Raw genomic sequence first — 15,183 nt, forward strand, 5'->3', positions numbered from 1 at the left:
CATCCCCGGGTGACAACCGCGTGACGCCTTCACCTGTACAGGACAATTTATGAGTGATACCCCACAACTGGCCGCGCTGGTGGCCGCCTGCCATTGGATAGGCGAGAAAGGCTGGTGCCCGGCGACGGGCGGTAATATGTCCGTTCGTCTCGATGAGCAGCACTGCCTGATTAGCGAATCCGGCAAAGACAAAGGCAGCCTGAGCGCGGAAGATTTCCTGCGGGTTGATATTGCGACGAATCATGTACCGAGCGGGCGCACGCCGTCGGCGGAAACCGGCTTGCATACGCTGCTCTATCGCCTGTTCCCGACGGTCGGTACGGTGCTGCATACCCATTCGGTCAACGCCACGGTGCTGTCGCGGGTAGAAAAAAGCGCAGCCTTGGTGTTGCAGGGCTACGAAATGCAGAAGTCGCTGGGCGGTCAGCACAGCCATCTGGATTCCGTCGCCATCGCGATTTTCGATAATTCTCAGGATATTGCGGCGCTGGCGCAACAGGTTGCCGCCCGCCATGCGTCCACGCCGTTGTGCTACGGTTTTCTGGTCAGGGGCCACGGGTTGTACTGCTGGGGAGCGGATGTGAAAGAAGCACGCCGCCATCTGGAAGGGCTGGAGTTCCTGTTTCAGTGCGAATTGCAACGCCGTTTACTGGAGGCGAAATGATCAAGGCAATTGTCACCGACATAGAAGGCACCACCAGCGATATTCGCTTCGTCCACAACGTGTTATTCCCGTATGCTCGCGCGCGTCTGGCCGATGCGGTGGCGCAGGCGGAGCAGGAGGCTGAGATTGCCGCTGCGCTGGCGTTGGCACGTCAGGAACTGGCGCAACCGCAGGCTACGCCCGCGCAACTGCTGGCGGCGTTTAATCAGTTCATGGATGAAGACCGCAAATCGCCCGCGCTCAAACAGTTGCAGGGCATTATCTGGCGCGGCGGCTACCGCAATGGCGATTTTCGCGGCCATGTGTATAGCGACGTTGCGCCGCAGTTGCGGGCCTGGCGTGAGCAGGGCATCGCGCTGTATGTGTATTCATCTGGGTCAGTCGAGGCGCAGCACCTGCTGTTTGGCCACAGCGACGAGGGCGATTTACGGCCCCTTTTCAGCGGTTATTTTGACACCGGCGTCGGCGCCAAGCGCGAAGTGACCTCGTATCACAATATCGCCGCGTCGATTGCGCTACCGGCCAGCGAAGTGCTGTTCTTGTCCGATATTCGTCAGGAGCTGGACGCTGCACAACAGGCGGGCTGGCACACCTGCCAGTTGATCCGCGATGATGCCGATGCCGACAGCCTGCATCGTCAGGTAAACCGTTTTGATCAGATTGACCTGAACGCCTATCAGACCCCCTCACAGGAGAACCCCTCATGAGCGCCTTAACGATTTTCAGTGATACCGATGCCGGTCAGCCGGTGTGGCAAAGCCACGATGCCGATGCGGTCGTGCAGCAACTGAGCGCTATCAATGTGCGTTTTGAGCGCTGGCAGGCTGACCGCGACCTGAGCGCCAACCCCGCTGCCGAGGAAGTGCTGGCGGCGTATCAGCATGAGATAGACAAACTGGTGGCGGAGAAAGGCTATCAGAGCTGGGATGTGATCAGCATGCGTGCCGATAACCCGCAAAAAGAGGCACTGCGCGCCAAATTTTTGTCGGAACATACCCATGGTGAAGACGAAGTGCGTTTCTTTGTTGAAGGAGCTGGGTTGTTTTGCCTGCACGTGGACGGCAAAATTTTTCAGGTGCTGTGTGAAAAGAATGATTTGCTGTCGGTGCCTGCCGGTGTGCCGCACTGGTTCGATATGGGTTCTGAACCGCATTTTACCGCCATTCGCTTGTTTAACAACCCCGATGGCTGGGTGGCCCATTTCACCGGCGATACCATCGCCGACGCTTACCCGAAACTGGCGTAATCGTGTTGCAGGCCGTGGCGGAATACCTCCGCGCACGGCCTGTTCTCTGTGCTGCTTTTGTTATCCGCGTCTTACCTATATTACCCGTGTCTTATCTCGCCTTATCCCACCAGCGGTTGCTGAAATATACCGGCTCTAACCTGCTCGGGGGTGATGACGCCGGTGTCGAGAACCCAGCCGCTAATCAGTGCCGCTGGCGTGACATCAAACGCCGGGTTGTACACCGGCGCGTGGTGTGGTGCCCACTGGCACGCGCCAAAACTGCCTGCCACGCCGGTGACTTCGCTGGCGGCGCGTTGTTCTATCGGGATCGCGTTGCCGTCTGGGCAGTGCGGGTCGTGCGTGGTGTGCGGCGCAGCGACGTAAAACGGGATACCGTGATAGTGCGCCAGCACCGCCAGGCTGTAAGTGCCGATTTTATTGGCGACGTCACCGTTAGCGGCGATGCGATCCGCGCCGACCCAGATGGCATCGACCTGGCCTTGCGCCATCAGTGAGGCGGCCATCGAATCGCAGATGAGCCGATAAGGTATGCCCAGCTCGCCGAGCTCCCAGGCGGTCAGCCTGCCACCTTGTAACAGCGGGCGGGTTTCATCCACCCAGACGTTATTTACCCGGCCTTGCTGATGAGCGCGCAGGATAACGCCGATTGCCGTGCCGACGCCCGCCGTCGCCAGCCCGCCGGTGTTGCAGTGCGTCAACAGTTGGCTGCCCGGTTGCACCAGCGCGGCACCGTTATCGGCGATGCGTTCACACAAGGCTTTATCTTCCTCAATCAGCCGCAGCGCTTCCTGCGTCATGGCGCTGACGACATCATTGGCCGCCAGCGCCTGCTTCATGCGATCCAGATTATTCATCAGGTTGACGGCAGTCGGGCGGGAAGCTCGTAGCGTCTCCAGCGCCTCGGCCAGCTGTGGCCGGGATTGACCCTGCTCGGCCAGCAATGCCAGCAACAGGCTGGCCGACAGCCCGATCAGCGGCGCGCCGCGTACCCGCAGGGTACGAATATGACTGACCAGCGCCTCGACATCCGGGCAGGGGCACCAGATTTTTTCCTGCGGCAGTGCCTGCTGGTCAAGGATCCACAATTGATTATCGACGAGGCGAAGACTGGTGGTGTGAACGGTTTGCATGGCTGTTAAATCCGTGTTGCGTTATTGCATCAGGATTCTTATTCTGCCAATATGCGGTACAGAAGTATAGACGTCCAAACGCTTTTATGTCTATACCCTTCATACTTCAGGTTGCAGGTGTGTTGGCTGGTCAAATGCGTTCCCGACGAATTTGTCGCTCGGTTGCTGCGTTACAAGGCGCTAACGAGCCTTGCCCTACTAAAGGGCCAGCGTATGGCGTTGTTCAACACGCGAGCGTGTTGCCCTGCAACGCGAATTATTTTGGGTATCAAGCTCGGCGTTGATAACAAGCAAACACATTCATCACACTAGGTAGATAAACGAGGTGGGCCATGTCACTTTACCGTACTTTTAACGCGGATGATGCCGTGCAGTATGCACGTCAGTATGGCGGGGTTGCCGATCCGCAGTCGTTGATTGCGGCGCAGGAGATTGGTGATGGCAACCTGAACCTGGTGTTTAAGATCCTAGACACTCAAGGAGTGAGCCGGGTTATCGTCAAGCAGGCGCTACCCTATGTGCGCTGTGTTGGCGAGTCCTGGCCGCTCACGCTCGATCGCGCCCGTATCGAGGCGGAAACCCTATTGGCGCATGCGCGGTATTGTCCGCAGCACACCGTTGCCGTGTTGCATCATGACCCGGCGCTGGCGGTGATGGTGCAAGAGGATCTCTCGGATCATGAAATCTGGCGGCGTGAGCTGGTGAAAGGGCGCGACTACCCACAGGCAGCGGCGCAACTGGGTGACTATCTGGCGCAGGCGCTGTTCCACCATTCGGATTTCTACCAGTCACCCCATGACAAAAAGGCGGCGGTCAGCCGCTTTACCAACCCGGAACTGTGCCAGATAACGGAAGATTTGTTCTTTACCGATCCGTACATCGAGCATGAGCGCAATCAATTCGACCCGGCACTGTTGCCAGAGGTGCTAGCGCTGCGCGATGACCAGCCGCTGCGCTGTGCGGTGGCCGCGCTCAAACACGCGTTTCTCAGTAAAGCCGAAGCCCTATTGCACGGCGATATTCATAGCGGGTCGATTTTCGTGGCGGAAAACCGCCTCAAAGTGATCGACGCCGAATTCGGTTTCTATGGCCCGATGGGGTTTGATATCGGTACGGCGCTTGGCAACCTGCTGCTCAACTATTGCGGGCTGCCGGGATTATTGCCGCTGCGTGAGGCGTCCGCTGCGCGCGAGCGGCGTCTGGAGGAGATAGTCGTGCTGTGGCAAACTTTTGCGCACCGTTTTACCGCACTGAGTCATGAGGCCGGGCGCGAGCCTGCGCTGGCGGTGACAGGATACGTTGAGCGATTCTTGCAGCAGGTATGGCAGGATGCGGTCGGCTATTGTGGCACCGAACTGATTCGCCGCACTATCGGGCTGGCGCATGTGGCGGATCTTGACACGATTGATGAGACGGCAACGCGCCAGGCCTGCCAGCGTCACGCCATCTTGCTCGGTAAAACGCTGATTCTGGCCGCTGCCCATATCGATACTCCGCAGGCATTGCTGGCGCGGGTGCGCCAAAGCGGTGCCTGAATGGGCAGATAACTGAACGCGACAGATAACAAGACAGATAACAAGACAGATAATAATCTGTTGACCACAGGGCGGCATGCGCCTTATCGCTGACGCCCTGTGGACGGATATCACTCTGCCTGTTACCGCCCGCTCTTTGCCATAAACCCCACTCAGACTACGTGCTCTGCGGCGGTCAGCGACGCCGCAGTATGAGCCGCCGCACCGGAATGCGCCTGCAATGCATCAGGCGCGAAATCATCCACATTGATGGTGCGCAGACGGCTGGTTTCGGCTTGTTGCAGCAGCCTGGCTTCCTCTGGTGAGATAACGCCTTCGGCAAGCCCGTGTTCAGCCAGCCTGTCCAGCCGCATGAATGGCAGGGTGTGACCCGCAGCCTGCGACAGTTTCTGGTGTACCGGCTCCGCCGCCAGAATATCGTCCAGCGCTTGCTCCAGTTGCGCGGCCGGATGATTGTCACCGGGTTTCAGGTACAGGCCTCGGCCCAGCCGCGAACGCGTCGCACTCGGGGTTTGCAACAGTTTTGCCAGTTGGCTGTCTTGCGCGTCGCTGGTGGGGGAGTTAACCGTGCCTAACGGGAAAATGATGCCGCGCAGTACCAGCGCGACGCCGCGCGCCGGAAAATTGCGCAGCAGCGCAAGCATGGCTTGTTCCGCCTGATACAGACAGTCCTGGATGCCCCACTGCACCAACGGCAGGTCGGCCTGTTGGCGTCCTTCATCGTCATAGCGTTTTAGCGTGGCGGAAGCCAGATACAGCTGGCTTAACACATCGCCCAAACGGGCCGATAAGCGCTCGCGGCGTTTCAGACTGCCACCCAGCGTGCCCATCGAGATATCCGCCAGCAGCGCCAGATTGGCACTGAGCCGGTTAAGGCGCTGGTAGTCACGGCGCGTGGCGTCGCGCACCGGCGCGCGGCTGGTGCGCCCGTTGGTCAGGCCCAGCCACAGGCTGCGTACCACGTTACCGGCAATATGGCCGATGTGCCCCAGCAGCGCTTTATCAAAGGATTTGAGGTCGCTCTCTTGCGCAGCGCGCATTTCGCTTAACAGATAAGGGTGGCAGCGAATCGCCCCTTGCCCGAAAATTATCATGCTGCGCGTCAGAATATTGGCCCCTTCAACCGTAATGGCGATAGGTGCGCCCTGATAGTGGCGGGCGACAAAGTTGGTGGGGCCAAGGCAAATGCCTTTGCCGCCGACAATGTCCATCGCATCAATGATGCCGCGCTGCCCGCGATGGGTGCAGTGGTATTTGACGATAGCGGACAGCACCGACGGGCGAGCGCCTTGCATAATGCCAGTGGTAATCAGCGTTGAGGCGGCATCCATCACATAAGCATTGCCGGCAAGTCTTGCCAGCGGTTCTTCAATGCCTTCCATTTTGCCGATCGGCAGTTTGAACTGGCGGCGAATGCGGGCGTAGGCACCGGTTGCCAGCGCGACGCTTTTCAGGCTGCCGGTGGAATTAGACGGCAGCGTGATGCCGCGCCCGACAGACAAGCATTCCATCAGCATGCGCCAGCCCTGGCCTGCCATCTCGGGCCCGCCGATGATGTAATCCAGCGGCACAAAGATATTCTCGCCCTGGGTTGGGCCGTTTTGAAACGGGATGTTGAGTGGGAAATGGCGGCGACCAATTTTTACGCCGTTGGTGTTGGTGGGGATAAGCGCACAGGTAATGCCGATATCATCGCGATCGCCCAGCAGGTGATCCGGGTCATACAGGCGGAACGCCAGCCCCAGCACGGTGGCGACCGGTGCCAGCGTAATATAGCGTTTGTTCCAGGTCAGGCGCATCCCCAGCACCTGATTACCTTGCCATTGGCCATAGCACACTACGCCGACATCCGGGATAGCGCTGGCGTCAGAACCGGCTTCCGGGCTGGTCAGCGCAAAACAGGGAATGTCATCACCGCGCGCTAGCCGGGGAAGATAGTGATCTTTTTGCGCTTCGCTACCGTAGTGTTGCAACAGCTCTCCGGGGCCGAGGGAGTTGGGAACGCCAACCGTGATGGCCAGAATGCTCGACACACTGGCCAGTTTTTGCAGCACCATCGCCTGTGCGTAAGCGGAAAACGCCAGGCCGCCATACTCTTTTTTAATGATCATGGCAAAAAAGCGATGCTGTTTCAGGAAGGCCCACAGCTCGGGAGGCAAGTCAGCCCGTTCATGGGTGATTTCGAAATCATGCGCCATACGGCAGGCTTCTTCGACCGGGCCGTCTAAAAACGCCTGTTCTTCCGGCGTTAAGCGCGGGCGAGGGTAGGTGTGCAACGTGTGCCAGTCTGGCGCTCCGCGAAACAGCTCGCCTTCCCACCAGGTGGTTCCGGCATCAATCGCCTCTTTTTCCGTGGCCGACATTGGCGGCATGACGCGGCGAAACAGCGCCATGACCGGTTTACTGAGCCAGCGCTGACGTAGCGGTGTGAGCAGCAACGGTAATAGCAGGATTGGCGGGATAAGCATCAGCCACGGCGACCAACCGTTCAACAGCATGATGATGCCGCAACCTGACACGACCAACATGCTGCTAAACCACAGGGAAATCCGGTGGTAGAAAAGTGCGCTGATAAGCATCAGCCCTGCCAGGATACTGAGCGCAACCATAGTTGTTTTCTCCAGTCCATTTATCTGGGCAGCCTGCGCATAACAGGTCTGACCTGTTGGGTATAGAGTGTTTTTAGTTTACCGATTGGCTTTTATCAATTTATTTACAACATAATTACAACTCATCTCACAAAGCCGTTATCAACCTTGAAGGAGCGGGCGCAAAGCCACCGTTTGATCATTGTCTGCTTCTCGTGATTTGGCCTATCCGCTACACTGCTTGGCAGAAACGTCATGATGTCACTGAAGAAGAGGGTTTCCATGTACCAGGACTTAATCCGTAATGAGCTGAACGAAGCGGCGGCAACGCTGAATACATTTTTAAGCGATGCCGCCAATATTCAGGCGATTGAAGATGCGGCGGTTTTATTAGCTGATGCATTCAAAGCCGGCGGAAAAGTGATCTCTTGCGGCAATGGCGGCTCTCATTGTGATGCCATGCATTTTGCCGAAGAGCTGACGGGCCGCTACCGTGAGAATCGCCCCGGCTATCCGGCGATTGCCATCTCTGACCCAAGCCACCTGTCTTGCGTCAGTAACGACTTTGGCTATGATTTTGTGTTCTCGCGTTATGTCGAGTCATTAGGACGTGAAGGCGATGTGCTGCTGGGCATTTCGACGTCGGGCAACTCGGGCAATATTATTAAGGCCATCAGCGCTGCTCGTGCCAAAGGCATGAAAGTGATTACCCTGACCGGCAAAGATGGCGGCAAAATGGCGGGCAGCGCTGATGTGGAGATCCGAGTGCCGCATTTTGGCTATGCCGATCGCATTCAGGAAGTACACATTAAAGCTATCCATATTCTGATTCAGTTGATTGAGAAAGAGATGGCTGCAAGCTGATTGCTTACGCTAACACAGCCGCGATACGCCGTAATGCCGTAATAAAGGACGCCGACAATGTGTGAACTGCTTGGGATGAGCGCGAATGTCCCAACGGATATCTGTTTTAGCTTTACCGGCCTGATTCAGCGGGGTGGCCGCACCGGGCCGCACCGTGATGGCTGGGGGATTACCTTCTATGAGGGCAACGGCTGCCGTACCTTCAAAGATCCGCATTACCCAGCTTTAATTCGCCGATTGCCGCACTGGTGCAGAGCTACCCCATCAAGTCTTGTGCGGTGGTGTCGCATATCCGTCAGGCCAATCGGGGGGCGGTATCGCTGGAAAACACCCATCCGTTTACGCGCGAGCTGTGGGGACGCAACTGGACATTCGCTCACAATGGCCAGTTGAAAGGTTATCGTCGCCTGAAAACCGGGACGTTTCGCCCGGTTGGCGATACCGACAGTGAATACGCATTTTGCTGGCTGCTGCACCAACTGGCGCAGCGCTACCCGCGCACGCCCTCTAACTGGCCGGCGGTATTTCGCTATATTGCGACGCTGGCAGAGCAGTTACGCAAGAAAGGCGTGTTCAACATGCTGTTGTCAGACGGGCGTTTTGTCATGGGGTTCTGTTCGACCAAACTGCATTGGATAACCCGGCGGGCTCCGTTTGGTAAAGCAACCTTGCTCGATGATGATGTCGAAATCGACTTTCAGCAGCAAACGACGCCAAATGATGTCGTCACGGTACTGGCGACGCAGCCGCTGACGGGCAACGAAACCTGGCACGCCATCGCACCAGGAGAATTCGTGTTATTTTGCTACGGCGAACGGATTAACTAGCTCCCGCCCGCCTGCGCTTGTTGCCGGGATGGCGGAGTTAACGAGACGACTTCGCCGCTGCCTGTGTTTGTGTAAACGCATAATGCGACGCTGGCGTAGCAGGCTGGCTGGTCGGGGGATTCTGGTTTACCACATACTGCCCGTTGACCACGGCGATGGCGGGCAGTTGATGGGTTTTATTAAAGAAAGCATAGCCCGGCTGCAACTGACTCCAGAACTTATAATAGTTAGAGCGGCTATGGCGCTTCATATTTTGCTCCGTCATGCGGAACGGATAAATCGCCAGATCCACTTTTTGCTGCCCGTTACGCAGCGCTTTTTCCACATAGGTATAAATCTCGGCGATATATTGGTTGGTCATCGCATAACAACCGATAGACACACACTCGCCGTGAATCATCAAATAACGGCCAGAATAGCCGTGCGCCTTGTCATACTCATTCGGAAAACCGACGTTGATGGCGCGGTAATAATGGCTGTCTGGTTTGAGCTGTCGTAAATCAACCTGATAGAACCCTTCCGGGCTTTTAAAATCCCCTTCGGTCATTTTCGGGCCGAGACCGCCGGAATATTTACAGATGGGATAACTCTGCACCAGTTTGTATTCACCACCGACCTGGGCATAGAGCTCAAGTACCCGTTCTTCTTTGAAGATTTGAATGTACACGGGTGAACCGGCGGCAATCTGCTGTTGCTGCGCGACAACGGGAGAAACCTGATTGGCGTAACTGCTGTGGATGGCAGCGGAAGGCAAAATAAACAGCATCGCAAGTGAAAGCGCGATTTTTTGCATGGTAAATCCTGATTACTGGAGCGGTTGTCTTATCGTGATACGGAGTTGCCGTATTCCCTGTCGTTGTCTGTCAGGCTGTGTCCTGCCATTAGGCTGCATCCCGTCCAGATAAGCGACTGTTTTGCCAACTGGGGTGCAGGCTGATGCCGAGGCGCGCAGCCACATTATCACCGCATCTGTTTTATTCAAGAGGGGAAAACGAATAAAAAAACAGATTATTCTTATCAAGAAGCGGTGCGTCAGTGATGTGTTGCCTGTTTCGCATGATTACTGTATTTTTATACAGCATTGCGGGAGGGGTTATGCGCAAAATCATTCATGTCGATATGGATTGTTTTTATGCCGCCATTGAAATGCGGGATAATCCGCGCCTGCGTGATATTCCTCTCGCCATTGGCGGCAGCGCAGAGCATCGCGGGGTGATTGCTACCGCTAACTATCCGGCTCGTCGCTATGGCGTACACAGCGCGATGGCGACAGCCACCGCGTTGCGTCTGTGTCCGCATCTCACATTATTACCAGGCCGAATGGCGCTGTATAAAGAAACCTCTCGGCAAATCCAGCAGATTTTCTCTCGCTATACGTCGTTGATTGAACCGCTGTCGCTGGACGAGGCCTATCTGGATGTGACGGATAGCCCACACTGTAACGGTTCGGCGACGCTTATCGCGCAAGAGATCCGTCAGGCGATTCTCAGTGAACTGCAATTAACGGCATCCGCAGGCGTTGCGCCGGTTAAATTTCTTGCCAAGATCGCGTCAGAACAGAATAAACCCAATGGTCAGTACGTGATTACACCCGCGCAGATGGACGCCTTTTTGCTGACGTTGCCGCTGGAGAAGATCCCCGGCGTCGGCAAAGTGACGGCAAAGCGGCTGGCTGAGTGCGGCCTGCAGCGTGGGGCCGATGTTCGTCAATATTCTCAGGCTCAGTTGCTGCGAGAGTTTGGCAAGTTCGGCCACATCTTGTGGGCGCGCTGCCACGGCGTTGATGAACGGCCAGTATCACCTGATAGGTTACGCAAATCGGTTGGCGTTGAGAAAACGCTGGTGCAGGATATTCATGATTGGTCGGCGTGCGAGAAAGTGGTTGAGCAATTGTATCCAGAGTTGGAGCAGCGGCTGCGGCGGGTGCGCGCCGATCTACATATCGCCAGGCAAGGGGTTAAGTTGAAATTTGATGATTTTCGCCAAACCACGCAGGAGCATGTGTGGCCGGTGCTGCATAAACCGGATTTATTGCAGTTGGCGCACGAGAGCTGGGAGCAGCGGCGCGAGGCGCGAGGCGTCAGGTTAGTGGGGCTGCACGTGTCGCTCATCGACCCTCAACTGGAACGGCAGCTGGTGCTGCCGTGGGATTGAGTCCCGCCATCAGGCATGGCGGGTAGCGCATCAGGCGCGTTCGGGAATCGCCTTGAGCAACGCCTTTAGCAGCGTCCAATAACGACCGACGCTTTCAATGTGGACTTGTTCGTCAGGCGAATGCGGGCCGGTGATGGTCGGGCCGATGGAAACCATGTCCATGTGTGGATAGGGTTTTTTGAATAAACCGCATTCGAGGCCAGCGTGGATAACCATGATTTTCGGCGTGCTGCCAAACAGCGTTTGGTAGGTTTCGCGTACCAGATGCATGACCGGCGATTGCGCATCCGGCTGCCAGCCAGGGTAGCTGCCGCTGGCTTCGGTGTGGGCTCCGGCAAGCTGGCTGAGGGAGGTCAGCATACTGACGACATACTCTTTGCCGCTGTCTACCAGTGAGCGAATCAGGCAGTGAATCTCGGCTTGCGTCTCGGTCATGCTGACAACACCGACGTTCAGAGAGGTTTCCACCACGCCTTTTATCTCATCACTCATGCGAATCACCCCGTTGGGCAGCGCATGCAGCAGATTAATAAAACGCTGGCAACTGGCGGGGGTCAGCGCATCGGTATCGGTTTGCACTGCCTCCAGTACCAGCGTGATGTTTTTCTCGACAGCCGCCAGCTCGTGTTTGATAACCTCAAGATAGGCTTGTGCTGCGCGCTTGAGCGCATCAACGTGCCCGGCGCTGACAGCCAGTGTGACCGCGCCTTCGCGAGGAATGGCGTTACGCAGTGTACCGCCGTGCAGGTCTATCAGCCGGAAATCGAACGTATTGGCGTATTGCGCTAAAAAACGCACCAGCAGTTTATTGACGTTGCCAAGGCCCAAATGAATATCACACCCGGAATGGCCGCCTTTAAGCCCTTTGATTATCAAGCGGAAAGACTGATAGCCTTCAGGCAGCGCTGCACGCTCTAAGGGCAATTGACTGCGAAAATCGATGCCTCCGGCGCAGCCCATATAGACTTCGCCTTCCTCTTCGGAATCGGTATTAATTAAAATATCACCCTGCAACCAGCCCGATTGCAGGCCGAATGCGCCATCCATACCCGCTTCTTCCGTCATGGTTAACAGCACTTCCAGCGGGCCGTGTTCAACGCTATCGTCGGATAATACCGCTAGCGCGGAAGCCATGCCGATGCCGTTATCCGCACCGAGCGTGGTGCCACGGGCCTTGACCCACTCGCCAGCGACATAAGGCTGAATCGGGTCTTGGGTAAAGTCGTGTACTGTGTCGTTGTTCTTTTGCGGCACCATATCCAGATGCGCCTGAATCACCACCGGTTTACGCTTCTCCATGCCGGGCGTCGCGGGTTTACGCAGTAAAATATTGCCCACTTGATCACGCTCGGTGTGCAGACCACGCTCTTGTGCCCAGACGAGAATGTGCGCGGCCAGCGCTTCCTCATGATAGGACGGGTGCGGAATCGAACAAATTTTGGCAAACATGTCCCACAGCGGTTGTGGGGAGAGTTGAGACAAAGCAGACACGATGGAATCTCTCCAGTAGGGCAACGTGCAGTCATCGCACTTTGCCGACATAACATCATCAGTAATTGCCCGCATCACGCGGGCCTGATGTCACAGGATAACACTTTCCCGTAAACAGGGAGAATGGCGGGAGCATAAGGATTGTGTATATCAGGGCAAGGCGGAGGAAACCCGGCCATTTTCCGTTGCCACAGGCTTATGGCACCGCCATGGCAACGCCGTTTTTACTCAAGGCAACAACGTGCGGGAAGCATCGAGACTTCCCGCATCAAAGAATGCTGCCCCGACGTCGGGAGTCAGTCGTATCCGATACGGGAGCGAGAAGGTGAGGCGCTGTTTTCTGTGTCGCGGCGAATCGCCACCGGTGTCATCACCAGCGGGCGGCGCAATAACAGGCGCAGGCTGACTATCAGCTCAAAGCCGACCAATAACATAAAGGCGATACTAAGGGCAGGGATAAACACGTCCAGTTGTGCGAGGAGGAAGCTGTCGAATATCGTCATTGGGTATTCTCCTGGCGGTGTTGGTTTCACCCTGTTTGTAACCTGTTTGCAACATTGCGTCTAATAACTTTTTCACATCATTTTCTATTGATTGATAACGGGTAGTAACTATCTAATCGTATATGGCGTACAAATGGATAAATACTGGTTTTTGTCCGGTCAGCTATCTATAATCTCGCGCAACTTTATTTTCCCCCTTCTGACTCTGATTAGGCTGATGCTACCGTTGGCCAGGATAGGTTTTATGAGTGAAAAGTACATCGTCACCTGGGATATGTTGCAAATTCATGCCCGGAAACTGGCCCAGCGTTTATTACCGGCCGAACAGTGGAAAGGCATTATTGCCGTGAGCCGTGGCGGTCTGGTGCCGGGCGCATTGCTGGCGCGTGAGCTGGGTATCCGTAACGTCGATACTGTGTGCATCTCCAGTTACGATCATGACAACCAGCGTGAGCTGAAAGTGCTCAAACGCGCTGAAGGCGATGGCGAAGGCTATATCGTGATTGATGATTTGGTGGATACCGGCGGCACCGCCAAGGCTATCCGTGATATGTACCCGAAAGCCCATTTTATTACTATCTTCGCCAAACCAGCCGGTAAGCCGCTGGTTGATGACTACGAAGTCGACATCCCGCAGGACACCTGGATTGAGCAACCCTGGGATATGGGCGTTGTGTTTGTGCCGCCGTTGGTTGGCCGTTAATCCTGTTGTGTAACGTTCTTGTGTGACGTTCTGTGCGCCCGGTTATGCCGGGCGTGCGTGTTTTTATGCCCGGGTTGTTTTCGTCATCGTATGGCAAGGCCTGCTTTTTCCCGTGCTCTCCGGTACACTTTTCCCATTGCATTGTTACTGCGGCTCTGATTTCCCCAGGAGGCTGTTGTGGTTCAGGCTAACCTGTCCGAAACGTTGTTCAAACCGTCGATTAAACATCAGGAAACGTCTTCGATTATTCATCGCGCCCGGCGCACTAACCCGACAACGGCGGCGGCGTCTGCGCTTGAAGGTGAAAGTCCCGGCAACTGGTATCGCATGATTAACCGGCTCATGTGGATTTGGCGCGGCGTTCATCCCTGGGAAATCGAAGAGGTTCTGTCGCGTATTGCGGCCAGCAAAGCAGAACGCAGTGATGAGCAGCGTCTTGATACGGTCATCGGTTATCGCGGCGGTAACTGGATTTACGAATGGGTTTCGCAGGGCATGCGTTGGCAACAGCAGGCCGGACAACATTCTGCGGGTGAGCAGGCGGGGCAATGCTGGCTAAAGGCGGCCAATCTTTACAGTATCGCCGCGTACCCTCACCTGAAAGGCGATGAACTTGCCGATCAGGCGCAGACGCTGGCTAACCGTGCCTATGAAGAGGCTGCCGCACATCTCTCCTATGAGCTGAAAACGTTGACGTTTCCCATCGAGGGCGGTGGGCAGCTTACCGCTTTTTTACACCTGCCAGCGCAAGGCCAGGCACCGTATCCAACCGTGATGCTGTGCGGCGGATTGGATATGTTGCAGTGCGATTACCATCGCCTGTTTCAGGACTATCTGGCACCTGCGGGCATGGCGATGTTGACTATCGATATGCCATCGGTTGGCTTTTCTTCACGCTGGAAGCTGGATCAGGATTCCAGTTTTTTGCATCAGCAGGTGCTGAGAGCGCTGGCGGAGGTTCCCTGGGTCGATCATACGCGAGTGGCGGCGTTTGGCTTCCGTTTTGGGGCGAATATTGCGGTCAGGCTCGCTTATCTTGAAGCGAATCGACTGCGCGCCGTAGCGTGCCTTGGGCCTGTCGTACACTACCTGCTCTGTGATGCCCAGCGCCAGCGCCAGGCTCCCGAGATGTTTATGGATGTTCTGGCGAGCCGCCTTGGCATGCCGTATTCATCGGATGAGGCGCTATTGGTAGAAATGGGGCGTTACTCGCTGAAAACCCAGGGATTGCTGGGGCATCGTTGCCCTACGCCAATGTTATCCGGCTACTGGAAAGATGACTTGATAAGCCCGAAAGAGGAGTCCCAGTTGATAGTGAACTCCTCTCTACAGGGCAAGTTACTCTCGCTGGATGCGACGCCGGTATATGACTCATTCCACCAAGGTTTGCAACACATTATCAATTGGTTACATCATCAATTGCGTTAGCGCCCGCAGAGTGTGAAAAAAACACGTAATGACGGTTGGTTCACGGC

13 protein-coding genes and 1 pseudogene are annotated in these 15,183 nt (G+C 56.1%); 9 read left to right on the top strand and 5 right to left on the bottom strand.

Going from position 1 to position 15,183, the window contains the following annotated elements:
• The first annotated feature begins 49 nt into the window (after window positions 1-49).
• Genes O1Q98_RS15950 through O1Q98_RS15960 form a run of 3 tightly spaced genes read left to right on the top strand, consistent with a single transcriptional unit; the run spans window position 50 to window position 1,910 of the window.
• On the top strand, window positions 50-664 hold the full coding sequence (locus tag O1Q98_RS15950; RefSeq protein WP_125260423.1) for a methylthioribulose 1-phosphate dehydratase: 615 nt from the start codon (window positions 50-52) through the stop codon (window positions 662-664).
• The gene (gene mtnC / locus O1Q98_RS15955; RefSeq protein WP_125260422.1) at window positions 661-1,371 is read left to right on the top strand and encodes an acireductone synthase; all 711 of its coding nucleotides are present in this window, start codon (window positions 661-663) and stop codon (window positions 1,369-1,371) included. The genes O1Q98_RS15950 and mtnC overlap by 4 nt, the downstream gene beginning before the upstream one ends.
• Window positions 1,368-1,910 carry a 1,2-dihydroxy-3-keto-5-methylthiopentene dioxygenase gene (locus O1Q98_RS15960; RefSeq protein WP_125260421.1) on the top strand — a complete coding sequence of 181 codons (543 nt, stop codon included), beginning with the start codon at window positions 1,368-1,370 and terminating at the stop codon, window positions 1,908-1,910. Before mtnC ends, O1Q98_RS15960 begins: the two co-directional genes overlap by 4 nt.
• A gap of 101 nt (window positions 1,911-2,011) precedes the next feature.
• On the opposite strand, the gene mtnA is transcribed toward O1Q98_RS15960, so the two are convergent.
• Complete coding sequence (gene mtnA, locus O1Q98_RS15965; protein WP_125260420.1) at window positions 2,012-3,043, bottom strand: S-methyl-5-thioribose-1-phosphate isomerase; 1,032 nt, start codon at window positions 3,041-3,043, stop codon at window positions 2,012-2,014.
• Window positions 3,044-3,375: 332 nt separating this feature from the next.
• Between mtnA and mtnK the strand changes: the two genes are divergently transcribed.
• Window positions 3,376-4,578, top strand: a complete 1,203-nt coding sequence (gene mtnK, locus O1Q98_RS15970; protein ID WP_125260419.1) for an S-methyl-5-thioribose kinase — start codon at window positions 3,376-3,378, stop codon at window positions 4,576-4,578.
• Window positions 4,579-4,730: 152 nt separating this feature from the next.
• Here the strand turns inward: mtnK and fadE are convergent, their stop codons facing one another.
• Window positions 4,731-7,187, bottom strand: a complete 2,457-nt coding sequence (fadE, locus tag O1Q98_RS15975; protein ID WP_125260418.1) for an acyl-CoA dehydrogenase FadE — start codon at window positions 7,185-7,187, stop codon at window positions 4,731-4,733.
• Window positions 7,188-7,448: 261 nt separating this feature from the next.
• Between fadE and lpcA the strand changes: the two genes are divergently transcribed.
• Window positions 7,449-8,030: a D-sedoheptulose 7-phosphate isomerase gene (gene lpcA, locus O1Q98_RS15980; RefSeq protein ID WP_125260417.1), complete on the top strand. Its 582-nt coding sequence runs from the start codon at window positions 7,449-7,451 to the stop codon at window positions 8,028-8,030.
• A 57-nt stretch (window positions 8,031-8,087) separates the two neighbouring features.
• A pseudogene (locus O1Q98_RS15985) lies at window positions 8,088-8,857 on the top strand (class II glutamine amidotransferase).
• A gap of 37 nt (window positions 8,858-8,894) precedes the next feature.
• On the opposite strand, the gene dpaA reads toward O1Q98_RS15985, so the two are convergent.
• Window positions 8,895-9,650, bottom strand: a complete 756-nt coding sequence (dpaA, locus tag O1Q98_RS15990) for a peptidoglycan meso-diaminopimelic acid protein amidase (RefSeq protein ID WP_125260415.1) — start codon at window positions 9,648-9,650, stop codon at window positions 8,895-8,897.
• A 302-nt stretch (window positions 9,651-9,952) separates the two neighbouring features.
• Here dpaA and dinB point away from each other — a divergent pair, with 302 nt between their 5' ends.
• Complete coding sequence (dinB, locus tag O1Q98_RS15995; protein WP_125260414.1) at window positions 9,953-11,011, top strand: DNA polymerase IV; 1,059 nt, start codon at window positions 9,953-9,955, stop codon at window positions 11,009-11,011.
• 30 nt (window positions 11,012-11,041) lie between these two features.
• On the opposite strand, the gene pepD is transcribed toward dinB, so the two are convergent.
• The gene (gene pepD / locus O1Q98_RS16000; protein WP_125260413.1) at window positions 11,042-12,502 is read right to left on the bottom strand and encodes a beta-Ala-His dipeptidase; all 1,461 of its coding nucleotides are present in this window, start codon (window positions 12,500-12,502) and stop codon (window positions 11,042-11,044) included.
• 296 nt (window positions 12,503-12,798) lie between these two features.
• Window positions 12,799-13,005 carry a hypothetical protein gene (locus tag O1Q98_RS16005; RefSeq protein ID WP_125260412.1) on the bottom strand — a complete coding sequence of 69 codons (207 nt, stop codon included), beginning with the start codon at window positions 13,003-13,005 and terminating at the stop codon, window positions 12,799-12,801.
• A gap of 244 nt (window positions 13,006-13,249) precedes the next feature.
• On the opposite strand from O1Q98_RS16005, the gene gpt reads away from it, so the two are divergent.
• Together gpt and frsA are read left to right on the top strand one after the other, a co-directional pair.
• Window positions 13,250-13,708 carry a xanthine phosphoribosyltransferase gene (gene gpt / locus O1Q98_RS16010; protein ID WP_013319164.1) on the top strand — a complete coding sequence of 153 codons (459 nt, stop codon included), beginning with the start codon at window positions 13,250-13,252 and terminating at the stop codon, window positions 13,706-13,708.
• Window positions 13,709-13,885: 177 nt separating this feature from the next.
• Complete coding sequence (frsA, locus tag O1Q98_RS16015) at window positions 13,886-15,136, top strand: esterase FrsA (protein WP_125260411.1); 1,251 nt, start codon at window positions 13,886-13,888, stop codon at window positions 15,134-15,136.
• Window positions 15,137-15,183 lie beyond the last annotated feature (47 nt).

This window comes from Dickeya lacustris (genome assembly GCF_029635795.1).
GTDB classification, from domain to species: Bacteria; Pseudomonadota; Gammaproteobacteria; order Enterobacterales; family Enterobacteriaceae; genus Dickeya; species Dickeya lacustris.